General features: G+C 43.2%; 26 protein-coding genes and 1 pseudogene. 4 read left to right on the forward strand and 23 right to left on the reverse strand.

Features of this window, described 5'->3' with window-relative positions:
- The 14 genes and pseudogenes from B7C60_RS18905 to vcdP all read right to left on the reverse strand — a co-directional run.
- Nucleotides 1-98 (reverse strand): annotated as a pseudogene (locus tag B7C60_RS18905) (thiamine-phosphate kinase); the annotation flags it as partial.
- A gap of 138 nt (nucleotides 99-236) precedes the next feature.
- A complete protein-coding gene (nusB, locus tag B7C60_RS10645; protein ID WP_099611626.1) occupies nucleotides 237-707 on the reverse strand; it encodes a transcription antitermination factor NusB in 471 nt (156 codons plus the stop codon).
- Nucleotides 707-1,177: a 6,7-dimethyl-8-ribityllumazine synthase gene (gene ribH / locus B7C60_RS10650; protein WP_099611627.1), complete on the reverse strand. Its 471-nt coding sequence runs from the start codon at nucleotides 1,175-1,177 to the stop codon at nucleotides 707-709. The genes nusB and ribH overlap by 1 nt, the downstream gene beginning before the upstream one ends.
- 197 nt (nucleotides 1,178-1,374) lie before the next feature.
- Complete coding sequence (gene ribBA / locus B7C60_RS10655; RefSeq protein ID WP_099611628.1) at nucleotides 1,375-2,484, reverse strand: bifunctional 3,4-dihydroxy-2-butanone-4-phosphate synthase/GTP cyclohydrolase II; 1,110 nt, start codon at nucleotides 2,482-2,484, stop codon at nucleotides 1,375-1,377.
- A gap of 57 nt (nucleotides 2,485-2,541) precedes the next feature.
- Complete coding sequence (locus tag B7C60_RS10660) at nucleotides 2,542-3,198, reverse strand: riboflavin synthase (protein ID WP_099611629.1); 657 nt, start codon at nucleotides 3,196-3,198, stop codon at nucleotides 2,542-2,544.
- Nucleotides 3,199-3,209: 11 nt separating this feature from the next.
- Nucleotides 3,210-4,310 carry a bifunctional diaminohydroxyphosphoribosylaminopyrimidine deaminase/5-amino-6-(5-phosphoribosylamino)uracil reductase RibD gene (gene ribD, locus B7C60_RS10665; RefSeq protein ID WP_099611630.1) on the reverse strand — a complete coding sequence of 367 codons (1,101 nt, stop codon included), beginning with the start codon at nucleotides 4,308-4,310 and terminating at the stop codon, nucleotides 3,210-3,212.
- Between the two features lie 14 nt (nucleotides 4,311-4,324).
- Nucleotides 4,325-4,774 carry a transcriptional regulator NrdR gene (gene nrdR, locus B7C60_RS10670; RefSeq protein WP_099611631.1) on the reverse strand — a complete coding sequence of 150 codons (450 nt, stop codon included), beginning with the start codon at nucleotides 4,772-4,774 and terminating at the stop codon, nucleotides 4,325-4,327.
- A 140-nt stretch (nucleotides 4,775-4,914) separates the two neighbouring features.
- Entirely contained in the window at nucleotides 4,915-6,165 is a 1,251-nt protein-coding gene (locus tag B7C60_RS10675) for a glutamate-5-semialdehyde dehydrogenase (protein WP_099611632.1), read from the reverse strand.
- Between the two features lie 11 nt (nucleotides 6,166-6,176).
- Complete coding sequence (gene proB / locus B7C60_RS10680) at nucleotides 6,177-7,310, reverse strand: glutamate 5-kinase (RefSeq protein ID WP_099611633.1); 1,134 nt, start codon at nucleotides 7,308-7,310, stop codon at nucleotides 6,177-6,179.
- A 122-nt stretch (nucleotides 7,311-7,432) separates the two neighbouring features.
- On the reverse strand, nucleotides 7,433-7,822 hold the full coding sequence (gene crl / locus B7C60_RS10685) for a sigma factor-binding protein Crl (RefSeq protein WP_099611634.1): 390 nt from the start codon (nucleotides 7,820-7,822) through the stop codon (nucleotides 7,433-7,435).
- A gap of 93 nt (nucleotides 7,823-7,915) precedes the next feature.
- Nucleotides 7,916-9,163, reverse strand: coding sequence for an esterase FrsA (gene frsA / locus B7C60_RS10690; protein ID WP_099611635.1), 1,248 nt, complete (start codon nucleotides 9,161-9,163; stop codon nucleotides 7,916-7,918).
- 113 nt (nucleotides 9,164-9,276) lie between these two features.
- The gene (gene gpt / locus B7C60_RS10695) at nucleotides 9,277-9,741 is read right to left on the reverse strand and encodes a xanthine phosphoribosyltransferase (RefSeq protein ID WP_099611636.1); all 465 of its coding nucleotides are present in this window, start codon (nucleotides 9,739-9,741) and stop codon (nucleotides 9,277-9,279) included.
- A gap of 36 nt (nucleotides 9,742-9,777) precedes the next feature.
- Nucleotides 9,778-11,070, reverse strand: a complete 1,293-nt coding sequence (locus B7C60_RS10700) for an NCS2 family permease (RefSeq protein ID WP_099611637.1) — start codon at nucleotides 11,068-11,070, stop codon at nucleotides 9,778-9,780.
- A 237-nt stretch (nucleotides 11,071-11,307) separates the two neighbouring features.
- The gene (vcdP, locus tag B7C60_RS20140) at nucleotides 11,308-11,409 is read right to left on the reverse strand and encodes a small protein VcdP (RefSeq protein WP_483887759.1); all 102 of its coding nucleotides are present in this window, start codon (nucleotides 11,407-11,409) and stop codon (nucleotides 11,308-11,310) included.
- 426 nt (nucleotides 11,410-11,835) lie between these two features.
- On the opposite strand from vcdP, the gene B7C60_RS10705 reads away from it, so the two are divergent.
- The 4 genes from B7C60_RS10705 (at nucleotide 11,836) to B7C60_RS10720 (ending at nucleotide 16,289) form a co-directional block, all read left to right on the forward strand.
- Nucleotides 11,836-13,308: an aminoacyl-histidine dipeptidase gene (locus B7C60_RS10705; protein ID WP_099611638.1), complete on the forward strand. Its 1,473-nt coding sequence runs from the start codon at nucleotides 11,836-11,838 to the stop codon at nucleotides 13,306-13,308.
- 575 nt (nucleotides 13,309-13,883) lie between these two features.
- Nucleotides 13,884-14,327, forward strand: a complete 444-nt coding sequence (locus B7C60_RS10710; RefSeq protein ID WP_099611639.1) for an ATP-dependent zinc protease family protein — start codon at nucleotides 13,884-13,886, stop codon at nucleotides 14,325-14,327.
- Nucleotides 14,327-15,232, forward strand: coding sequence for a 30S ribosomal protein S6--L-glutamate ligase (rimK, locus tag B7C60_RS10715; protein WP_099611640.1), 906 nt, complete (start codon nucleotides 14,327-14,329; stop codon nucleotides 15,230-15,232). Before B7C60_RS10710 ends, rimK begins: the two co-directional genes overlap by 1 nt.
- Entirely contained in the window at nucleotides 15,192-16,289 is a 1,098-nt protein-coding gene (locus B7C60_RS10720; RefSeq protein ID WP_099611641.1) for a succinylglutamate desuccinylase/aspartoacylase family protein, read from the forward strand. Before rimK ends, B7C60_RS10720 begins: the two co-directional genes overlap by 41 nt.
- A 54-nt stretch (nucleotides 16,290-16,343) precedes the next feature.
- Here B7C60_RS10720 and B7C60_RS10725 read toward each other — a convergent pair whose 3' ends face one another.
- The 9 genes from B7C60_RS10725 to B7C60_RS18910 form a co-directional block, all read right to left on the reverse strand.
- Nucleotides 16,344-17,699, reverse strand: a complete 1,356-nt coding sequence (locus tag B7C60_RS10725; RefSeq protein ID WP_099611642.1) for a sodium-dependent transporter — start codon at nucleotides 17,697-17,699, stop codon at nucleotides 16,344-16,346.
- Nucleotides 17,700-17,855: 156 nt separating this feature from the next.
- A complete protein-coding gene (dinB, locus tag B7C60_RS10730) occupies nucleotides 17,856-18,917 on the reverse strand; it encodes a DNA polymerase IV (protein WP_272870133.1) in 1,062 nt (353 codons plus the stop codon).
- Between the two features lie 112 nt (nucleotides 18,918-19,029).
- Complete coding sequence (gene nqrM, locus B7C60_RS10735; RefSeq protein WP_099611644.1) at nucleotides 19,030-19,263, reverse strand: (Na+)-NQR maturation NqrM; 234 nt, start codon at nucleotides 19,261-19,263, stop codon at nucleotides 19,030-19,032.
- Between the two features lie 9 nt (nucleotides 19,264-19,272).
- Nucleotides 19,273-20,289: an FAD:protein FMN transferase gene (locus B7C60_RS10740; RefSeq protein WP_099611645.1), complete on the reverse strand. Its 1,017-nt coding sequence runs from the start codon at nucleotides 20,287-20,289 to the stop codon at nucleotides 19,273-19,275.
- Nucleotides 20,290-20,438: 149 nt separating this feature from the next.
- Nucleotides 20,439-21,665 (reverse strand): NADH:ubiquinone reductase (Na(+)-transporting) subunit F, encoded by a 1,227-nt coding sequence (gene nqrF, locus B7C60_RS10745; RefSeq protein ID WP_099611646.1) that lies wholly within the window; start codon nucleotides 21,663-21,665, stop codon nucleotides 20,439-20,441.
- Nucleotides 21,666-21,698: 33 nt separating this feature from the next.
- Entirely contained in the window at nucleotides 21,699-22,295 is a 597-nt protein-coding gene (gene nqrE / locus B7C60_RS10750) for an NADH:ubiquinone reductase (Na(+)-transporting) subunit E (RefSeq protein WP_099611647.1), read from the reverse strand.
- A gap of 7 nt (nucleotides 22,296-22,302) precedes the next feature.
- On the reverse strand, nucleotides 22,303-22,935 hold the full coding sequence (locus B7C60_RS10755; RefSeq protein ID WP_099611648.1) for an NADH:ubiquinone reductase (Na(+)-transporting) subunit D: 633 nt from the start codon (nucleotides 22,933-22,935) through the stop codon (nucleotides 22,303-22,305).
- On the reverse strand, nucleotides 22,935-23,717 hold the full coding sequence (locus B7C60_RS10760) for a Na(+)-translocating NADH-quinone reductase subunit C (RefSeq protein ID WP_099611649.1): 783 nt from the start codon (nucleotides 23,715-23,717) through the stop codon (nucleotides 22,935-22,937). Before B7C60_RS10760 ends, B7C60_RS10755 begins: the two co-directional genes overlap by 1 nt.
- The coding region (locus B7C60_RS18910; RefSeq protein WP_245869184.1) for an RnfABCDGE type electron transport complex subunit D at nucleotides 23,707-24,234 on the reverse strand (528 nt) is incomplete at its 5' end. The genes B7C60_RS18910 and B7C60_RS10760, both read right to left, overlap by 11 nt.

Here is a 24,234-nt window from a genome sequence, read left to right on the forward strand (position 1 = left end):
ACAATGGCACAATCATCACCAAGGGTTAAATGTACATCTTTACGCTGAGGCTGACGGGCAGAGAAGTATTTTTCAATTAAGTTAAATTCACCAAACATCGGAGCGATCCCTACGCTTGCAAGCAGAATTTATGAGTACAGAAAAAGGGGAATAGTTCGATATTTATCCGTAGTCATATTATAGAAAAAAGGCCAGCAGATGCTGACCTTGATTAGGGTCTGTTGACCCTAGTAACATTAGGCTTTTTTTCGCACATGAGGAGCGGCTTTATCCAACACTCCATTAATAAACTTGTGGCTATCTTCTGCGGCAAACACTTTTGCAAGCTCAATCGCTTCGTTTATCACCACTTTATAGGGCACATCTTCACGTCGAGTCATCTCATACATTGCTAGGCGAAGCAACGCAAGCTCCATCATATCAAGATCTTGCATTGGACGAGAAACAAACGGACGTAATTTACTATCCAGTTCAGTATGGTTAAGAACAACACCAGTTAAAAGATCACGGAAGTACGTAACATCTGTTTCTGGCGCTGCCAGAGCAGGCTCTGCGGCGTGATGTTCTTCTTCATCATACTTACCACTGGACAAGAACTGCTCTTCAATCGTCGCCACATTCTCTTTAGTAATTTGCCATGAATAAATCGCTTGTAGTGCAAATTGGCGTGCATTACGACGTGCGGCTGGTTTCACACTGGCCCCCATTAGGAATCAATTTCAGAAAGAACGTTAATCATCTCAAGTGCGCTTAGTGCGGCTTCAGCACCTTTATTACCAGCCTTGGTTCCTGCGCGTTCAATAGCTTGATCGATGGTATCTACAGTCAAAACACCAAATGCCACCGGAATACTAAACTCCAGTGAAACGTGGGCCAGACCTTTATTCATTTCACTACAAACATAGTCAAAGTGCGGCGTACCGCCACGAATAACTGAGCCGAGCGATACAATGGCATCAAATTTACCCGTTTTCGCGACACGCTGTGCCACAAGAGGAAGCTCAACGGCTCCTGGACAACGAACAACGGTAATATTATCGTCGCTCACTTGGCCATGACGCTTCAAAGTGTCGATGGCTCCAGACAATAGACTTTCGTTGATAAAACTATTGAAACGAGAAATCACAATCGCAATTTTAGCATTGGGTGCTGGGAAACCACCTTCAATCACTTTCATAAGCTTTCCTTTAACTCTATTCATCAAGTGAGAATCGCCGGATTCTAGCACAAATTTGTGAGCGATATCTAATGGAAATTACCCACACTCGCATCACGACGAAATTCACTTACAGGTTAATCTCACAAAACCTGCATGATTCTGCATTTTATACCTTATCCGTCTCTAGGGTCTCTAGACAATGATAAAGTAGGACTTTATTCACATACGTATTCAACCACGTTTAGGCCAAAACCGCCCAAAGCATGGTATTTCTTATTAGGCGATGAGAGTAAGCGCATGTCGGTGATCCCCAAATCGGCTAAAATTTGTGAACCAACACCGACTCGACGAGAAGTGCCTTGTTTTTTGGCTAAAGTAGGGGCTTCACCTTTATCTTGCTGCTCAAAGATTTTTATCCGATGTAACAACAAATCTGTCGACTCTTCATTACCAAGGATAACCAGTACCCCACCTTGTTGGCCGATACGTTGCATGGCTTGGTCTAAACTCCAGCTACGTTCAGCACTACGATCACTGCGCAATAAGTCGGTAAAGGTATCTTGTAGATGAACTCTCACCAAAGGCGCTTGAGTGGATACGGCTTTTTTTTTCAAGGCAAAATGAATTTGGTTATCGATCACGTCACGATAAGTCACAAGTTCAAATTCACCAAATTCAGTCGGCAATTGGCATTGTGCCACCCGTTCAATGGTAGTTTCAGTATGATTTCGATATTCAATCAGATCAGCAATCGTCCCTAATTTAATACCATGTTTTTTCGAAAAAATTTCCAGGTCAGGACGACGAGCCATAGTGCCATCTTCATTTAAGATTTCGACAATCACAGAAGCTGGCTCTAAACCGGCTAGGCGGGCTAAATCACATCCGGCTTCTGTGTGCCCCGCACGGGTTAACACTCCGCCATCTTGCGCCGCGAGTGGAAAGATATGTCCAGGTTGAACCAAGTCCGCAGCCTTTGCATTGGGGGCGACTGCAGCTTGCACAGTGCGCGCACGATCCGCGGCAGAAATGCCAGTAGTGACACCTTCAGCCGCTTCAATAGAAACGGTAAAGTTTGTCGTATACTGGGCATTATTGTCTTGTACCATTGGGGCAAGACCAAGGTGCTGACAACGTGTTTTCGTCATGGTTAAACAGATCAATCCACGTCCATGCGTTGCCATAAAGTTGATCGCTTCGGGGGTAATATGCTCAGCGGCCATAATCAGGTCGCCTTCATTCTCTCGGTCTTCATCATCCATCAAGATGACCATTTTACCTAAACGGATATCTTCAATGATGTCTTGAGGTGTACTAATTGCCATCGTTCTTTTCCTATAAACTCGCTATCGCCGATATTAATGCCTTGATCAAGATAGACACTAAGCAAAACCGTTTTGTTGTAAGAATTCCATCGTTAAACGAGATTGAGGGGCGGCTTCATGACCATCACCTCGGAGTAATCGCTCTAAATAACGCGCCAGTACATCAATTTCTAAATTTACTTTATGGCCGGGCTTGAATGTATCCATGGTAGTTTCTTGTGAGGTATGTGGCACAATGGTCAATTTGAATGCCCCTTGGCGCAATGCATTAACGGTTAAACTAATACCATCGACCGTTATTGAGCCTTTTTCTGCAACATATTTATCCAGCGCCGAAGGTAAACTAACCCAAAACTCTAGTGCTCGCCCCACTCGGTGTTGCTCTAGTATTTCACCAACTCCATCCACATGACCTGACACGATATGCCCGCCCAATCGGGTGGTTGGCAGCATGGCTTTTTCTAAATTAACTTTTGCACCAACTTGATAATGGGCAAAAGCCGATTTATTAAGCGTTTCTAATGAAAGATCAGCACGATAGCTGTGCGATGTCATCTCAACAACCGTCAAGCAGACTCCGTTGGTAGCAATACTATCGCCTAATCTGACATCACTCATCGCCAGCTTACCAGTATCGACGGTGATAGAGACATCTTCACCTTGTTGAGTTATCGCGGTTAATGTCCCAACCGCTTCAATAATTCCAGTAAACATAATTTCGAATCTTATTGTTTTAAGGTTGCGGTTAAACGGAGATCGGGCCCAATCATTCGACAATCTTTGATCTCCAACTCTGGTACCTGTTCCATTTCAGTTAAGCCTAATGTACCAAACAGGCCTCGACCATCACTGCCCATAATCTTGGGAGCCAAATAAACAATCAGTTCGTCGACTAATCGCTCGGCTAATAATGTATTCGCTAAAGTGGCTCCAGCTTCAACCCAAAGATGATTGATATTTTCTTGCAGTGCTAACGTTGCCAAGGTTTGGCGAAGATCTAATCGACCTTGTCGATCCAACTCCACACACACCTCCGCTTGCTGTTGGGCGACACGTAAAACAGGTGATTCGACTTGATAAAGACGCAAAGCAGAGTGAAGCTGATGCTGGCGATCTAAAATGACTCGTGTTGGTTGCCGAAGCTCACATTCAGGATATGATGTCCGCAACTCACTTGGTAACTCAGACCAACGTACCGCCAGCGAAGCACTGTCACTTAATACTGTTTGGCTAGTCGATAAAATAGCCCCCGCCTGTGCACGGTAAACTTGCACATCTTGACGAGCTTGTGACGAGGTGATCCATTGGCTACAACCATTAGCAAGTGCCGTTTGCCCATCAAGACTAGCAGCTAGTTTGAGCTGAACAAAAGGCATGCCGGTTTGCATTCGCTTAATAAAAGCGAAGTTAAGCGCTTTCGCCTCACGCTCAAGTAGCCCAACCACCACCTCAATATTAGCCGCTCTCAACATAGCAATCCCACGACCAGAAACTTGCGGATTTGGATCTTGCATCGCACAAATGACTTTGCTAACACCAGCGTTGATTAAGCCTTTCGCGCAAGGTGGTGTTCTTCCGTAATGAGAACAGGGTTCTAATGTAACATAGGCCGTTGCTCCTTGAGCTTGATCCCCAGCCATTCGCAGTGCATGAACTTCGGCATGAGGTTGCCCAGCTCGATAATGAAACCCTTCTCCTACGACCTTCTCACCGCGTGTTATCACACAGCCCACATTGGGATTTGGTGCAGTCGTAAATCGACCTCGCTCTGCAAGTTTCAGTGCATAGGCCATCATTTGATAATCAAAAGCAGTAAAGTTGGGCATTCTGGGACTCAAATTCAATTTTCTAGTTTGGCTATCTCTTCACCAAACTCTCGGATATCTTCAAAGCTACGATAGACTGAGGCAAAACGGATGTAAGCAACTTTGTCTAACTCTTTGAGTTGATCCATCACCAAATTACCAATCAGTTGGCTAGGAACTTCACGCTCACCGGTCGCACGCAGTTTAGATTTTATATTGCTGATCGCTAGCTCTATCGCATCGGCACTCACTGGGCGTTTTTCTAGTGCTCGCTGCATACCACCGACCATTTTTTCTTCGTCAAATGGCTCTCGATTACCATTCGACTTTATCACTTTTGGCATCACAAGTTCGGCCGTCTCAAAGGTAGTAAAGCGCTCACTGCAAGCTAAACATTGCCGGCGACGGCGTACTTGATGCCCATCAGCGACCAAGCGAGAGTCGATGACTTTCGTCTCATTTTCAGAACAAAAAGGACAATGCATATTACCTCCATAACTAGACGCTCAGTGTACCTAAATGCGAATATGAACAAAAGTAAAAGGGGCTTGCTTGCCCCTTTTCTCAACCTGTTAACGCAAATTTGTTAAGTGTGACCAACTTAGCCTTATCATCAAGGCTAACTTTACTGACGAGATAAGTAATTAGCTTTACCAACCCATTTATAGCTAGTCAGTTCTTCTAATCCCATTGGCCCTCGTGCATGCAATTTTTGAGTGGATACCGCCACTTCCGCGCCTAAGCCAAATTGAGCACCATCAGTAAAACGGGTTGACGCATTAACATAAACCGCCGCTGAGCCAGCAGAATTAATGAATAATTCGGCATTAAAAAGATCATTGGTCATAATCGCATCGGAGTGGCTTGCATTATGTGTACGCATGTGTTCAATCGCTTCATGCACATCTTTGACCACTTTTACCCCTAAGGTATAACTGAGCCATTCAGTATCAAAATCACCCGCCTCTGCAGTACGAATGTCACGCGCTTCACTCATCAAGATTTTGGCCTGATTGTCCGCGACAAAAGCAACTTTATGATTGAGTTTGACAAGCAATTTTTTAAGTAGCGGTTGCGCAATCGCCTCATGAACTAACAAGGTGTCCAATGAGTTACAGGCAGAAGGACGCTGTGTTTTGGCATTTTCAATCACATCAACCGATTTATCGAGATCAGCACTTGCATCAACAAAAATATGGCTGATGCCAAACCCGCCAATGATGACTGGAATTGTACTGTTTTCTTTGCACATTTTATGCAATCCAGCCCCACCTCGTGGAATAATCATATCCACATACTCATCCAGTTTGAGTAATTGGGCAACCGACTCACGAGCGGGGTTTTCAATATACTGAATCGCTGCGATGGGTAATTGAGCTTTGACTAATGCCGACTGGATCACTTTAACCAATTCCATATTGGAAAAAAAAGTCTCTTTGCCGCCACGTAAAATGGCCGCATTACCCGTTTTTAAACATAAAGCGGCAATATCAATCGTCACATTAGGTCGAGCTTCATATATCACCCCAACAACGCCAAGCGGAACACGACGTTTGGCGAGAGACATACCGTTTGCTAACACTTTACCGTCGATTTCACTGCCGACTGGATCTGGCAAGCTGATCACATTACGTACATCAGTGGCGATAGCATCTAAACGTGCTTCATTCAGGAGCAGACGATCGAGCAGAGCATCACTCAGTCCCGCTTGTTTACCTGATGCAATGTCTTTTGCATTCGCCGCTAAAATAACGGCCGCATTGGCTTCGAGTTCATCAGCAATCATAGCTAATGCTCGGTTTTTCTGTGCGGTTGATGCGGTGGCAAGTTGGAAAGAGGCCGCTTTTGCCGCTTGGCCCATTTGGATTAAATCCACGCTGTTTCTCCCTATTCTTGAATGACAACCATATTGTCACGATGGATCACTTCAGCACCATAATCGTATCCGAGAATATCGATGATCATTTTGCTGTGTTTACCGGCAATTTTTGCTAAATCACCACTTGAATAAGCGCTGATTCCTCGGGCAATTAAATGTTGATGCTGATCTTTGACGCGAATCACTTCACCACGAGCAAATTTCCCTGCCACTCGAACCACCCCTTTCGCTAATAAACTACTGCCTTTTTCAAGCAAAGCATTCGCCGCACCCAAATCAATAATAATGTCGCCTGATGCTGCAGGGCCAGCTAATATCCAACGTTTGCGATTCTCCAGAGCCTCTTCTAATGCCAAAAACCGTGTACCTTGTGGGTGATCACTCAGTGAATCAAAAATGACATTTTGAGCACGACCGGCAGCAATAATCACTTCAATTCCGGCACGACGAGCGATATCGGCCGCTTGTAGTTTAGTCGCCATACCGCCAGTACCCAATGTTGTACCACTTCCGCCAGCAATTTTTCGCAAAGTGTCATCAATGGTTTTCACTTCTTTGATCAATTCAGCGTTGGGGTCTTTGCGCGGATCGGCAGTAAATAAGCCTTTTTGATCGGTCAACAGTAACAATTTATCAGCACCGCATAAAATGCCAACCAGAGCTGAGAGGTTGTCGTTGTCACCAACTTTAATTTCATTCGTTGCTACTGCATCATTTTCATTGACGATAGGAACAATATCGTTATCAACCAATGCATTGATAGTGTCACGAGCATTAAGAAAGCGCTCTCGATCGTCTAAATCAGCTCGGGTAAGTAACATTTGCCCTATTTTAATTCCATACAAAGCAAACAGGGATTCCCATGCCTGAATCAACTGACTTTGACCGACCGCCGCTAAAAGCTGCTTACTGGAAATAGCGTGCGGCAAGGCGGGATAACCGAGATGCTCTCGCCCAGCGGCAATCGCGCCAGATGAAACAATCACCACTTTGTGGCCCTGTTTTTTAAGTTCAGCGCATTGGCGAACAAGTTCAACCATATGGGCTCGGTCAAGTGCCAAAGTTCCGCCAGTTAATACACTGGTTCCTAACTTGACCACAACCGTTTGGGGTGTGATTTGGCATTGTTGATTCGTTGTCATGATTTATTCTGCAATGGAAAACATATAAGAGGTGATGTTTTAGCAATCAAGCGCGGGTTGTACAAGAGGAAAAAGAGGTGAAACACCTCTTTTTTTGACGGTTTCTCTATCTTACCCTCAATCTAGACAAATTCATCCGACTGTTGATGTAAAGAGAGAGTAAATAAGAACCGTTCTTGTAACGTTTGCGCGAGTTTTTGATGAAATGCTTGTTGAGTTCTTACGACTTCGAACATTGCTTGCTCTGGGGGAGAGGAAGCATCCCAGTGTCCAGCAACATTATATCGCCCTATTCGATAATTAGCTTCAAATCCGGTATCGGTTTTAGTCAGCTCCATCCACCAGCCCCAAAATTCACGTTTTTCAGGCGATTTTTTATCGTTAATACAAACGGCCAAGCAATCAAAGAGGTATTTCCCTTCTTGGCATTGGCCTTCGCGCAGATAAGGGCCAATCGCTTTCAATACTGACAACAAACGGTGGTGGGTTGGTTTTTTTGCCACTTCTGACATTTTATCTCTCCATGTTTAGAATGCCTATTCATTATAATAATCATGCGCTTAAAAAGCGCACAGCATTCACTTTTCACTAATTAAATTGAAAAGTCATCCACAGAGTTGTTCTTCGAGCCATTTTATTGCTAAATCGAGGGATTGCTCATATCCTCGTGAAATACTTTCATCTTTTACCAGTTTTGCTTTTCCTCCTTGACTGAAGGTAGCAATCAAATGGTTATCACTTGCTGGTGATACGGGATCTCCCTCCATAGAAAGCGCTAAAATCGGTACCGGTGTACGCCTTGTCGCCAGTACCCCTTGAACTTTCAATGACCAAGCCATTAATTGAGCCGATAAGCTTGGAATATCAACCGTGTTTTTCCCCAAACGAGACGCCAAAACATCTAAGTACATTTTCGACATCATTTTCATTTTTTCTTGAGAAACAAAAATATCGTGAACAGGTGCCCCAATCGAAACACAGGCTTTTATCTTCGAAGATTCAAGAAAAGAGAGCCGAACCATAGCATTGCCACCAAATCGAAATCCAACGAGTCCAACTCGGCGATGATCCACCCAAGGCAATGGTGCTAACTGATTAAGCACCGCTTGATGTAAGCAAGAGGAATCTTGGGTTAAAGGCCAATGATGACTATGCCCCACTGACGGCATATCTATCGTTAACATCGCGATATTACGTTTAGCTAAATAATCCCTGAACAACCGCCACATATCTGTTTGTAAACTATCTAATCCAGCGCTCACCATCACCACCGGCTGTGGTTCATTCGTATGCGATAAATGTAAATGACCGATAATTTTTTTACCTTGATAGTCAAACTCCAGCGGTTTAATCGTGTATTTGGTCAGCTCAGCCGCTTGTTGATAAGCTTGATTGGCTAAAACACGCGCTTGTATCGCCAGGTTATCTTTTTTTAAATGCGGATAGCCCGCAATGCTATAACACAAGGAGGCACTGAACATCCGCTCTGCTGCTTGATCCCCGGTTAAAGATTCACTTTGCTTATGGTAGTTTGCTCCAAGCCGAGTCCATTCATAAGTCCAATTTCCACTGTGATACCCTATCACGGTATCGAGCCATTTATCATAGGTTCTCGAATGTTGTGATGAAGCAATACGCGCTAACACTTCTTCTTGATCTATCGGATCAATGCCTAACCATGCCCACTGTAAGCGGCGCAAGTTGCGATACCAGAAGAATGTATCTTGTTCCATCTTTTGTTCGATAAACTCAAGGCTACTGGGCATATACTGAGTTAATGCGGAAGTTTCTTTGGCTTGCTTGTGTTTTTGAAATAACGTTTCAGAAAGATTGTTACTGCTTGAATCAGACATAAGACATCTCGTTATATAAAGCATAGATGCAGTTATACTAATCAAAAAAATGGCCCTTTGCAGGGCCATTTCAGTGATTATTGATCAAAAGTTATCATAAACAAGATGCGTGATTATTTTTGTTTGCGGTTGACCGGTTCAATATAGGATAAAGCCATATCCCAAGGTTGTTCAATCCATGTATCTTGTTCAATGTCAACAATGTATTCATCAACTAACTCTTTTCCTGCTGGTTTAGCACAAACCGTAACGAATTTCGCTTTAGGATACATTTGACGAATCTGGCGCGCTGTATCACCACTATCAACTAAATCATCAACAATTAAAAAACCTTCGCCATCATGTTCTGGAGCTTTTAAAATACTCATGTCGCGTTGGTGATCATGATCGTAACTTGAGATGCATACGGTATCGACATAACGAATCCCTAATTCACGGGCCAAAATAGCAGCCGGAACCAGACCACCTCGGCTGACACCTAGGATACCTTTCCATTGTTCTGCAGGCATTTGACGCTGGGCAAGTTCACGACAAAATTTCTGCATATTGTCCCAAGTGATAACGAATTTTTTACTCATTGTAATTAAACCTAATTGTTTGGAAATTGGGTATGTTTATGCCTCAAGGATAAACTTAATAATAAAGATAGCTGCCATGATCCAGACACTGAGTGACACGTGACGGCCTTTACCACTAAGCAGTTTGATCAACGCATAAGAAATAAAGCCAAGCGCAATGCCTTCTGCGATAGAGAACGTCAGCGGCATTAATAAACAAGTCACCACCGTTGGTGCCGCTTCCGTTAGATCACGCCAATCAATACTGACTAGGCCAGAAAGCATTAGGATGGCAACATAAAACAGAGCTCCTGCCGTTGCATAAGCTGGGATCATGCCCGCTAATGGCGAGAAGAATAATGCAAGCAGAAATAAAATGCCAACCACAACAGCGGTCAATCCTGTTCGTCCACCAGCAGCCACACCAGAAACACTTTCCACAAAAGAAGTGGTATTTGATGTACCAAGCAAAGCGCCAACCGAGGTCGCCGTTGAGTCTGCTAATAAGGCACGATTTAAACGAGGAATTTTACCATCTTTGCCAATAAAGCCAGCCTTACTTGCCACACCAACTAAGGTTCCAGCAGTATCAAACAGATCAACAAATAAGAAAGCAAATACGATCGAGATCATACTAACTTCAAAAATAGCAGAAAAATCTAATTGCATAAAAGTCGGTGCAAGGCTTGGTGGAGTAGACATAACCCCTCCCCAAGTCACATCACCAAATAGAAGTCCAAGAGCTGTTACCGCCAAAATAGCGATCATTACGGCTCCTTGAACACCTCGATGCACTAAAGCAATCGTGAAAAAGAAACCGAGCGCACCCAACACGGCTGGCAAGGCGGTAATCGCCCCCATAGAGACCAGTGTGGCTTGGTTATCCACCACAATACCGGCATTTTTTAACGCAATAAACGCTAAAAACAGGCCAATACCAGCAGAAATCCCGGTTCGTAATGACATCGGAATTGAATTGATGATCCACTCGCGGATCTTAAATAAGCTCAATAATACAAATAGTATCCCAGAACAAAATACTGCCGCTAATGCGACCTGCCAGGTATAACCCATTCCCAATACCACCACGTAGGTGAAGAAGGCATTTAACCCCATTCCTGGCGCTTGGGCGATAGGATAATTCGCGACAAATCCCATGATAAAGCAGCCAATTGCGGCAGCTAAACATGTCGCGACAAAGACAGCGCCGCGATCCATCCCGGCATCAGATAGAATCGCCGGGTTGACAAAAATAATGTACGCCATTGTCAGGAAGGTGGTGATCCCGGCAATGATCTCAGTGCGCACACTTGTACCATGTTCACTGAGTTTAAATAGTCTTTCCAGCATGTTTGAGTCCTAATAATGGTAAGGTAAACGGTTGCGTAATCGATTGGTCGCCGATTATAAAGTTATCAACCAATAAATTCCATACGGAATTAAATGCAATAAGTAAGAATGCACGCATTTTTAGGATAAAAAAACGCCACCTAATGATAGGTGGCGGTGAATTATACGAATCAAATACGATTAACAATAAATTCCAATATAGGGGTGAACAAAACTGTTCAAGATACAAGCTTAAATTTAGTAACCAAAGCTTGAAGGGTATGTAAAGTTACTAGTAAACACAGCGTTATTATTCCAGAACATTACAGACGATAAACCTTTATTCATAACTATCACCATTAAAATCAAACATTGTTTATTGATTTCTCAGTTCCTTGGAGGCGATAAATCGGACTCATCCTTTGAGCATTTTGTCTTCACTCGCGAAGTTGGTTATAAATATACTACAAAGAAATTTTATTACAATATATTTAGTGATAAAAATCACATAAAAGTAAAAACTGGCAAAAAAAACGCCACAAATGGTAATTTAATTACAGGATAAACAATAAGGCACGTGCCGCTGTCTTATACTTCTCTGACTTCGATATGACGTTAGTGAAAACAACAAAAGCAGAATTGATCACCAAAGGCGCTACTCCCACCACAGACATAGTGGTATGCTGTTTCAGGTTACTATGTCATAGCCCGATTACAGCCTATCTATCTAAAATAGGGGAAAAAACCTAATAATAATCGGGGAAATTTACATAAAAGGAGTCACTTGTGTCTGAATTCCACTCTGAAATCAGTAAATTATCACCAAGCCCTGTATGGCAATTTTTTGATAAAATTTGTTCCATCCCTCATCCATCTAAACATGAACAAGCTCTTGTGCAATTCATCATTGATTGGGCGACCCAGCAAGGCTTTAACGTTCGTCAAGATCCGACAGGAAACGTGTTTATTAAAAAGCCAGCAACATCAGGTATGGAACATAAGAAAGGGGTGGTACTCCAAGCTCATATTGATATGGTGCCGCAGAAAAATGAAGACACAGAGCATGATTTTACGCAAGATCCCATTCAACCTTATATTGACGGTGAGTGGGTAACTGCGAAAGGAACCACACTCGGTGCTGATAATGGTATTGGTATGGCAACCTGTTTGGCAGTACTGGCCTCGAATGATATCAAACATGGTCCACTTGAAGTGTTACTAACCATTGATGAAGAAGCGGGAATGACCGGAGCTTTTGGCCTACAAGCGGGTTGGTTAGAGGGAGACATTCTTCTAAATACCGATTCAGAACAAGAAGGTGAAGTCTATATGGGCTGTGCCGGTGGTGTCGATGCGGCCTTTAGTTTTGATATTCAACGTGAAGAACAACCGACTGGATTTGTGACTCGCCAACTGACACTGAAAGGACTAAAAGGTGGTCACTCTGGTTGTGATATTCATACTGGCCGGGGTAATGCCAATAAACTATTGGCTCGCTTTATAGCTGAGCATGGACATGCGTTAGATCTTCGTTTGATCGAGTTTCGTGGGGGCAGCCTGCGTAATGCCATTCCTCGTGAAGCATTTGTCACTGTTGCCGTTCCCGCCGAAAAAGTTAATCAACTCGATGAAACCTTCACACAATATCGCGAGTTATTAACCTCAGAATTAGGTCAAGTTGAAACAACCATCATTACGTTAAATCAGGCGATTGAAACCACTCATCAAGTTTTTACTTTACCGTGCCAGCAACGTGTTATAGCAGCACTTAACGCGTGTCCTAACGGGGTTATTCGCATGAGTGATGACATTGAAGGCGTGGTAGAAACCTCCCTGAATGTCGGCGTAATCACAACTGAAGAAAAGCAGGTTAACGTTCTCTGCCTCATTCGCTCACTGATTGACTCAGGCCGGAGCCAAGTACAAAGTATGCTTTCATCAATTGCGCAACTGGCTGAAGCAAACATCACCTTCTCGGGAGCTTACCCTGGTTGGAAACCTGATGCGGATTCAGAAATCATGCACATTTTCCGTGATATGTACCAAGACCTCTATGGGCATAAACCCAATATCATGGTTATTCATGCTGGGCTTGAATGCGGGTTATTCAAAAAACCTTATCCCAATATGGATATGCTCTCTTTTGGTCCAACCATCAAATTCCCTCACTCTCCCGATGAAAAAGTGAAAATTGATACCGTAGCGCTCTTCTGGCAACAAATGATCGCTTTACTGGAAAATATTCCAACCAAAGCCTAAAGTTAATGGTCAAGCGAACCTAGGGGGTTGTTGACCTTTTGAGCTAATTTTTACAACAACTTGTGGCTTATTTATACAAGACAGAAGCTTATCATGTAGTTACTCTACATGATAAGCCGATAATCCGGTAAAAAGAGCCACAAACACGACCCAAAAGGGTCGGCCAAAAGCATTTTTTTATCGATACGAAAAATTTTATTCATTAGCGATACCCACGGTCTACTGCTAGAGTTCGCGTCCTTGAATTTCTCCTGAGTTATTCACCCGACTCGATTCAAGCGATAACTGCATAGCCAATGTCATGAGCGATGATATTTCTTCTCTTGATATAGCCAAATTCAGAATCGTGTCCACTATACCCAAACAACTTGCTGTTGCAGGTAGGCGGCAAGTGAGTGACAAATTGTCTGGAACAAATTTGAACAGCCGTAGGCTCGCCTTTGATGAGAGCCACAGATGGCTCTCATCATCCCCATCAGCATAGACAGGCTATGTGATTGGGATGAACGAACGCAGCCAACACCCCTGCAGATTCAAGTAGGAAGGGTATTATGCTCAACATAAATGAAATAACCATGAACGAAGAAAAAATGATTGTAGGATGGCGTGAAATAGTAAGCCTTCCTAGATTAGGTATTGGAAAAATAAAAGCCAAAATCGATACTGGAGCCCGGACTTCTTGTCTTCACACTTTTCAAGTGGAGCCATTTACTAAAGAAAATGCCGCTTGGGTACGTTTTTGGATTCATCCACTACAACATAACACTGAAGAAGTGACGGTCTGTGAAGCTAAAGTGATTGATGAGCGGATTGTTCGAGATTCAGGAGGACATGAAGAGTCTCGCTATGTGATCGAGTCAGAAGTTTCTCTTGGGGGGCATACTTGGCCGATAGAAATAACCCTGACAAATCGTGAAAATATGGCATTTCGAATGTTATTAGGCCGAACGGCTATGCATCATCGAATCATGGTTGATCCAACCCAATCCTTTTTAATCCCTTTCGAGGAGCCAAAATAATGAAAATTGGTATTCTGTCGCGTAACGCTTCATTGTATTCAACAAAACGTTTAATTGAAGCATGCAAACAACGCGGGCATGAAGTCAAAGTTATCGATGCTTTACGCTGTTATATGAATATCAACTCAGAACAACCAGAGATCCATTTTAAAGGTGAGAAACTTTCAGGTTTTGATGCGGTTATCCCTCGTATTGGTGCTTCTGTCACTTTTTACGGTACAGCCGTGCTACGGCAATTTGAAATGATGGGGGTGTACCCGATCAATGAGTCGGTCGCTATCAGTCGCTCTCGAGATAAATTGCGTTCTATGCAGCTATTATCTCGCAAAGGGATTGGTATGCCGATCACCGGGTTTGCGAGCAAACCGGATGATGTAAAAGATTTACTCGAGATGGTTGGTGGTGCTCCGGTTGTGATCAAATTACTGGAAGGAACACAAGGTATCGGTGTCGTGCTAGCAGAAACCCGTAAAGCTGCAGAGAGTGTCATCGAAGCATTTATGGGGCTAAAAGCAAATATCATGGTTCAGGAATACATCAAAGAAGCGGGTGGTGCTGACATTCGTTGTTTTGTCATTGGTGATAAAGTCATCGCAGCCATGAAACGCCAAGGCGCAGAAGGTGAATTTCGTTCCAATTTACATCGTGGTGGCACAGCATCACTGGTAAAAATCACCCCCCAAGAACGTAAAACAGCGATTGATGCTGCTAAAGTGATGGGGTTGAATGTTGCGGGTGTCGACCTCCTTCGTTCAGAGCGAGGCCCTTTAGTCATGGAAGTCAATTCCTCCCCGGGCCTCGAAGGCATTGAAGCAGCCACAGGCAAAGACATTGCTGGAATGATTGTCGAGTTTATTGAAAAAAATGCAGCCAGTAGAAGGACCAAAACACGTGGCAAAGGTTAATCGTAATTCCGCGTATTCATTTCTGGGGGAAGTCATTCTCCCAGCGACGAAACGAGTCATCGAGCTTGAAGCGGCCAAACTATATACCCACTCTCCATTATCCATCCCGATTGAAATTATTAATGGCGCGTTTGCTGGCCCAATTTTGATGGTAAACGCCGCCATTCATGGTGACGAACTTAACGGCGTCGAAATTGTTCGCCAGCTGATTAACACGATTGATCCAACGAAGTTAAGGGGAACACTCATCAGCGTTCCGATTGTGAACGTATTTGGTTTCATCCATAAATCTCGTTACTTACCCGATAGGCGAGATCTCAACCGCTGTTTCCCCGGTAGTGAAAAAGGCTCATTAGCCTCTCGTATGGCTCACACATTTTTCTCTCAAGTTGCCCTGAATTGCGATTACATCATTGATTTACACACTGGGGCTATCCATCGAACAAACTTGCCACAAATACGTGCCGATCTCAGTAACCCTGAAACCTTACGAGTGGCTCAAGCTTTTGCTACACCTGTCATTATCGATTCTCCGCTGCGTAACGGATCGCTACGCAGCGAAGCGGAAAAAGCCGGTATTACTGTCTTAACCTATGAAGCAGGCGAGGCGCTACGCTTTGAACCGATTGCCATTAGCGCAGGCATCGTCGGAGTAAAACGAGTCATGCAAGCAATCGGCATGCTTCGCCCTAGCAGAAAACAGGTACCGAGCTCTGTCATTGCAAAATCGACCAGTTGGCAACGAGCAGAAGCCGATGGCATCTTACGTACCGTCGTTTCTCTGGGTGATAAAGTAGAAAAAGGACAAACACTGGCTTATATCAACTCTCCATTAGGTAATGTAGAGATAGAAATTACCGCCAATAAAGGTGGAATAGTCATCGGCCAGCAAACCTTGCCTCTCGTTAATGAAGGGGATGCGATTTTTCATCTGGCTTACTTTAAACAAAGTGATGAGATGGTTGAGCAAGTCGTAGGAGATTTTATTGAAGAAGTTATCGATACTGATTTAGAACCGCTAACCACAGGGCAAATTATGCCCCCTTCTCCTGCTTAATACAAAAAGCCCTTGGTTTATATTCCTCAAGGGCTTGACTATAGACTAGACAAATTAAGCAAACGAAGCCCAAATGACCGTAGCCACTAAAATCGGACACACAAAGCGAACATAACCTGGCCAGATTTTCGCAAATAAACTTTGAGAAAATTCAGGATAACCTTGTTGCAGCTCTTTAAATTTACCATTACGGCTCCATACCCAACCACCAAATAAACAAAACATTAATGCCGCTGTCGGTTGTAAATATTGTGTCGCCGCCATCGCTACCAAGCCAAATAAGCTTGCAAAATTGTACACGATAACAACGCTAAATAACGCAATCACACCGCCAAGAACCCAACTGGTCGCGCCTCGTGAGGTATTCAAACGTTCACTTACCAAAGCCACGGGACACTCAAGCATAGAAATCGATGAAGTTAATGCCGCAATCGTTAATAGCAAAAAGAAAACCGCAGCAAATAATTGCCCCAGTAACCCTAAACTATCAAACATCATCGGTAATACAGTAAATACCAAGGTATCGGAACTGAGTAATGACCCGTCTTGTGCATAAATTTCAACCCCTTTATTCATTGCAACAAACATCGCAGGCATCACAACAAGGCCAGCAATAAAAGCGACGCTGGTATCAACCAAAGTTACATTCATTGCCATTTTAGGTAGGTTTTCTTTCTTACTCAGGTAAGAACCATAAATTAACATCGAGCAACCACCAATCGTTAAAGAAAAAAAGCCTTGTCCCATTGCGGCTAAAATCAGCTTTCTATCCCAGATTTTTTCAAAGTCTGGGATAAGATAATGCTTCAAACCATCCATCGCACCTTGTTGCATCATGATGTAAATAAATAAAATACCAAACAGCACAAATAAGGCAGGCATAAGACGTGTCGACCACTTTTCAATACCGTGCTTGACCCCACCACGAACAATCAAAATCGTCAAAAGATAGAAGATTAGAGTACCGAATAAGTTGCGTTCAACCGAGAATCCTTTTAACCATAGGCTAGCTGATTCAAATCCCAATAAGTCGGTAAATGCGGCAAATAAGAAGCAAATGATCCACCCACCGACAATACTATAAAAAGCCAATACCGTGCTAGGAACACTCAAACCAATCCAACCCACTAAAGCGCCTATTTTTTTTCCAAACGTATGGCCCGTTAATGAGCGCATACTATCGACCGGGTTTGCTTGACCTGAGCGTCCAATTGCCATCTCTACCACTAACATGGGAAAGGCAACGATAAAAATCAAAATTAGATACACTAATAGAAAAGCACCGCCACCGTTACTGGCTGCTTGAGTCGGAAACCCCCAAATATTACCAAGCCCAACAGCCGCGCCCGCAGCGGCTAAAATAAAGCCAAGGCGTGAGCCAAACGTTTCACGAGAACTATTTTGTGTCATAACCACTCACACATCATCAAACTAGTAGACTAGTACAATAATGGAAATATATAGATTTAACAATCGTTAATGAAATACTTTGCTAAAAGAATCAAAAAAAATACCGTAACACCTAATTTTAATGCAATAAAATAATTGAGATGCCGAAAAGATAGCCTAAAAAGATAAAAAGCTTAATTGCTGGAAAGGTTGAAGGGGTTTTAGCATCACGTGCAAACCTAATAAGCGAATTTCTCTTCCCTTTTGTCGCGTCAGCACTTCCGCCAATAATGTTTTAAAATCTTCTAATTCGAGCTGTGAAGAACCATGTTCTATGGTCGTCAACTGAAAATCGGCAAATTTTACTTTGATCCCCTGCTTGATAATCCTCCTTTGAGGAGAGGCTTTGGTTAGTCGACTATCTAATTCTGGATATAAATAGTGCTCAATAACCTGCCAACATTGATCATAAGTGGCAATATTTTCACTGAAAGTCCGTTCAACCCCCACAGATTTACGCTCACGTTCAGTCACCACTGGTCGATTATCGATACCATGGCTTTTGTTCCATAAAGAGGCACCTAAACGACCAAAATGACGTAATAATTCTCGATAATTGCTGTGTTTAATATCTTGACACAGAAAAAAACCAGCTTGGTTAAGCTTGGCCAAGCTCACTTTACCTACTCCGGGAATTTTTCCCAATGGTAGTTTATCCACCACATCTTGCACAATATCAGGTGTAATCACATAGATACCGTTGGGTTTATTGATATCCGAAGCGACTTTGGCTAAAAATTTGACTGGAGCGACCCCTGCCGATGCGGTCAATTGTAATTCATTGCTGATATCTCGGCGAATAGCCTCTGCAATTAACGTTGCGCTGCCATGGCATATCGTTGTATTGCTCACATCAAGAAAAGCTTCATCAAGCGATAAAGGCTCAATGATCTCAGTATAACGACGGAAAATAGCGTGAATTTGGCGAGAAATTGCCTGATAAACTGGCATACGGCTAGGGATAACCAGTAGATGGGGGCATAGTTTGATAGCCTGTGCGGTTGGCATTGCTGAACGAATACCAAATGCTCGCGCCTCATAGTTACAAGTACTAATAACGCCACGCTGCTTTTCATGACCACCAACCGCGATGGGGTGACCACGATACTGCGGATTATCACGCATTTCTACGGCAGCATAGAAACAGTCCATATCGATATGGATAATCTTTCTATTCAGCTCTGCCCCCTAAAGAAATACTGTTTAAAAAAACAGTATATAAACATTCCTCTATTTTGCAAAGTCAGCAGCAGAAAATAATCCCAACCGAAGCCAAGATCTTAGCAATTGCTCATGCTATACGATCTTTTTCCCACGCCGCAATACGCTCAGCACGAATCGCTTCTCGAGCTTCCCGTTTTTTACGAGCATCACAAGGCTCAGGACAGTTACAAACTTTATCGATACCAACCGCTCCTAAACCTCCACAGCTCCCTTTCACGACTTTCTTTTGAAAAATATAGCCCACAGCCATTGCTGCAATCACAGCAACAAAGATGGCAAAAGTAATTAGAAATGTATTCATTGTGTTGACTCACTGATTAGGTTGGCGATTAAGGTAAGGTTTAAATGCACTGGAAGCTAATTCCTCAAAACCATTGGCTGTCTTTACAATCATAAATACTGGAATGTGGTTTAATTCAGCGATAGCCATTCCCTTTTCTTCCCCTAACACCATTAATCCGGTCGCCAAACCATCTGCTGTCATACTAGATTTATCCAACACCGTAACTGAAACAACATGGTTATGAATAGGGTAGCCTGTCTTTGGATCAATAATATGAGAATAACGTACACCATCACGTTCAAAGTAGTTACGGTAATCCCCAGAGGTGGCAATAGCCATATCGCCTGGCTCAATAATTTCTTGTACCGCCCGCTCGTCTGTATCCGGCTTTTCAACCGCAATTCGCCAAGGCACACCATCCCGATTCAACCCCTTTAAGCGGATTTCACCACCGACCTCGACCATATAGTTTTCTATTCCTTGAGACTCAATATAATCGGCAACAACATCCACTCCCCAACCTTTGGCAATGGTCGATAGATCAACATACAGATCGGGAATATTTTTTTGCAGCGAATGCCCCTCAACCGATAAATGTGTGATTCCCGTTTTCGCTTTACGCTGCGCTAAATCTTCTTCACTAGGCACGATATCGCGACGTGCTTCAGGGCCAAATCCCCACAGATTGACTAATGGACCAACGGTGACATCTAATGCTCCTTGTGTGAGCGTATTTAACCGTATGGCTTCTTTTACAACGGTTGCAGTTTGTTTAGAAACAGAAAATGGTTCATTTCCTTGGTAACGATTAAATCGACTCAGTTCGGAATCTTCACGATAAGTCGACATTTGATCATTCACCTCCTCCAATAAACGATCTATTTCTTTATGAAGTAACGATGAGTCTGGAATGCCAGCTTGCTGAGTATACTTAATGTTGTAAGTTGTCCCCATTGTCGGGCCAGATAAATGCACCAGTTCAATCGATTTCTCACATCCAGAAAATAGCAATAGCGCTGTTAATGCAACAAGCCATTTTTTCACGTGTTTATACCTCTCGGAGCCGTGATGAAAACATAGGTGTTATTGTACAAGCATTAATACACCTATTTTCTCTCACTCATATGTCTATAGATTGGAAAAATAATGGCTGACTCATCAGAGCCAGCCATCGATATGACGCTTATCGTAGCTTAACCACCAAAGTCATCAAGTAGGATGTTTTCATCTTCGACACCCAAATCTTTCAGCATGCTGATCACGGCCGCATTCATCATCGGTGGACCACACATGTAGAACTCACAATCTTCTGGTGCTTCATGATCTTTAAGATAATGTTCATATAAAACATTATGAATAAAGCCAGTGTAACCATCCCAATTATCTTCTGGCATCGGATCAGACAAAGCACAGTGCCAAACAAAGTTGTCGTTTTCAGCTTGTAGCATGTCGAAATCTTCAACATAGAACATTTCACGTTTAGAACGCGCACCGTACCAGAATGACATTTTACGCTTAGATTTAAGACGCTTAAGCTGATCAAAAATATGAGAACGCATCGGTGCCATACCAGCACCACCACCGATAAAGACCATCTCTGCATCGGTATCTTTAGCGAAGAATTCACCAAAAGGACCAGAGATCGTGCACTTATCACCTGGCTTCAACGACCAAATATAAGAGGACATTTGACCGGGTGGTACATCAGGGTTGTTTGGCGGAGGCGTTGCAATTCGCACGTTAAGCATAATAATACCAAACTCTTCTGGATAGTTAGCCATTGAGTACGCACGAATAATATCTTCATCCACCTTAGACTCGTAACGGAATAAGTTAAACTTATCCCAATCACCACGATACTCTTCAGGGACATCGAAATCAGCATATTTAACATGATGCGCAGGCGCTTCGATCTGAATATAACCACCGGCACGGAATGGAACAGACTCACCATCAGGAATTTGTAACTTAAGCTCCTTAATAAAGGTGGCTTTATTATCATTGGAGATAACTTCACATTCCCATCTTTTCACACCAAAAATTTCTTCTGGTAATTCAAGATCCATATCTGTTTTCACTGCAACTTGACATGCCAAACGTTCGCCTTCGCGGGCTTCACCTTTAGTAATGTGATCAAGTTCAGTCGGAAGGATATCTCCACCACCTGATTTCACTTTAACTCGGCACTGGCCACAAGAGCCACCACCACCACAGGCAGATGAAACGAATACACCGGCACCCGCTAAGGCACTGAGTAGTTTGCCACCAGGCTGTGTCACGATCGCTTTTTCAGGATCGCCATTAATTGAGATTGTAATGTCACCTGTTGGTACTAGTTTTGATTTAGCAAATAAAATCACTAAAACCAAAGCAAGTACGATAATGGTAAACATCACGACACCAAGAATAATACTTAGCATTGACTATTCCTTTATTGTTGCGGCCTACCCGACTTACAGTTGAACACCAGAGAAAGACATAAAGCCTAACGCCATTAACCCTACCGTGATAAAAGTGATCCCTAAACCACGTAAACCAGGAGGAACGTCTGAATATTTCATTTTTTCACGAATCCCCGCAAGTGCAACAATTGCCAGCATCCAACCAACGCCAGAACCAAAGCCATAAACAATCGACTCTGTGAAGTTGTAATCACGTTGCACCATAAATGAAACCCCACCAAAGATGGCGCAGTTCACCGTGATTAGCGGTAGGAAAATACCTAATGCGTTATACAGAGGTGGAAAGAAACGATCCAAAATCATTTCTAAGATCTGTACTAAGGCAGCGATGACACCGATAAAGGTAATGAAGTTAAGAAAACTGAGGTCAATCCCCTCAACGAGAGCGTTCTCTCTTAAAATCAGGTTATAAACAAGATTATTCACGGGTACAGCAATAGTTAGTACCACAACAACTGCGATCCCCAACCCAAAGGAGGTTTTTACTTTCTTAGAAACCGCCAAGAAAGTACACATTCCTAAGAAGAAAGACAGAGCCATGTTTTCGATAAAAATCGATTTAACCAGCAGGCTAATATAATGTTCCATTACGATCTTACTCCTTCGCTTCTACTTGCTCTGGTCTGAACGTACGAATTGCCCAGATCAAGAAGCCAATTAGGAAGAATGCAGATGGTGCAAGCAGCATCAAACCATTAGGTTGATACCAACCACCATTGCTAATAAGCGGCAAAACTTCCAAACCAAATAGCTTGCCTGAGCCTAATAGTTCGCGGAAAAAACCGACGGTAATCAGAACAAAACCATAACCCAAACCATTACCCAAACCATCGATTAAAGAAGGAATTGGTGCCGACTTCATCGCAAACGCTTCCGCGCGCCCCATAACAATGCAGTTAGTAATAATCAAACCAACGAATACCGATAACTGCTTGGAAATATCGTACAGGTAAGCTTTTAAAAACTGGTCAACCACGATAACCAATGAAGCAATAATCGCCATTTGTACGATAATCCGTACGCTATTAGGGATATGATGACGGATCAATGAAACAAAAAAGTTAGACAGCGCCGTTACAAACATAACCGCTAACGTCATAACAAAAGCTGTTTCTAGTTTGGTGGTTACTGCTAGAGCAGAACAAACCCCCAATACCTGTAAGGCAATTGGGTTATTGTCTAACACTGGGGCGAGAATGCTCTTTTTAAGATCTTTAGTACTAGACATTAGTTAAGACCTCCATCACGAACTTTTGCCAAGAAAGGACCAAAACCCATATCTCCCAACCAGAAGTCAAAGGTATTTTGTACACCGTTGCTGGTCAATGTCGCACCAGATAAACCGTCCACACCATGTTGGGAACCTTCTGGAGCACCACCTTTTACAATTTTAATTGCGGGTTTATGATTCTCATCAAATAATTGCTTACCAACAAATTGAGCACGCCAAGATGGGTTTTCAACCTCACCACCCAACCCAGGAGTTTCACCTTGATCGTAATAAGTAATCCCCGACACGGTATTACCATCGGTTTCGACCGCAACAAAAGCATACATCATCGACCATAAACCGTTGCCATGAATCGGAAGGATCACTCTCGATACTTGATTGCCATCTTTCACTAAATAAACAATACCGGTGTTGGAGCGACGAATAATTTTTGCGACGTCTTGGTCGGCAGGAAGTTTGATTGACTCATCGGCCGTTTTGGCAGCTTTACGCTGATCAAAATCAGCAGCGGTTGAGCCATCTTCAGCCCGCTCTATAAAATTACCCGTTTTGAAGTCAATTAAACGAGGTTCAATATACTGTGTATAGAGTTCTGGTATTGAACCAGAAGCTTCGATACCTGCTACCTCGATAATTTTGCTTTGCTTATCTAGACGTGCATTTATCTGCTGTTTCTCACGTAAGCCTATCGCGGCTCCCGATACAATGATCGAGCACACGAGGCTCAGTGCAATAACAACAAACAGGGTCTTTTTAATGCTATCGTTACTACTTGCCATAGCGTGCTAGTCTCCGTTTGATGTTTCTCTCGACAACGAGATGGTCGAAAAGAGGAGCAAATAGGTTAGCGAATAAAATCGCTAGCATCATGCCTTCAGGGTATGCGGGGTTGACAACTCGGATTAGCACACACATTGCACCGATCAAAATTCCATATGCCCATTTACCTTTATTTGTAAATGATGCAGACACGGGGTCTGTTGCCATAAAGAACATACCAAAAGCAAAGCCACCTAACACCAGATGCCAATGCCAAGGCATACTAAACATGGCGTTGCTGTCTGAGCCCACTACATTAAATAATGTAGCAAGTGCAATCATACCGATCATAACCCCAGCAATAATGCGCCAAGATGCGATTCCCATGTAAACAATGAAAGCGGCCCCAATCGCTAATGCCAGTGTAGAAACTTCACCGATCGAACCTGGAATATTACCAATGAATGCATCCATCCAAGTAATGGCTTGTCCCGTTGCAGCATTAACCAACTGACCGCTTCCGCCTTGAGACCATTG

Origin of the sequence: Vibrio fujianensis (assembly GCF_002749895.1) — a bacterium.
Classification (GTDB): Bacteria; Pseudomonadota; Gammaproteobacteria; order Enterobacterales; family Vibrionaceae; genus Vibrio; species Vibrio fujianensis.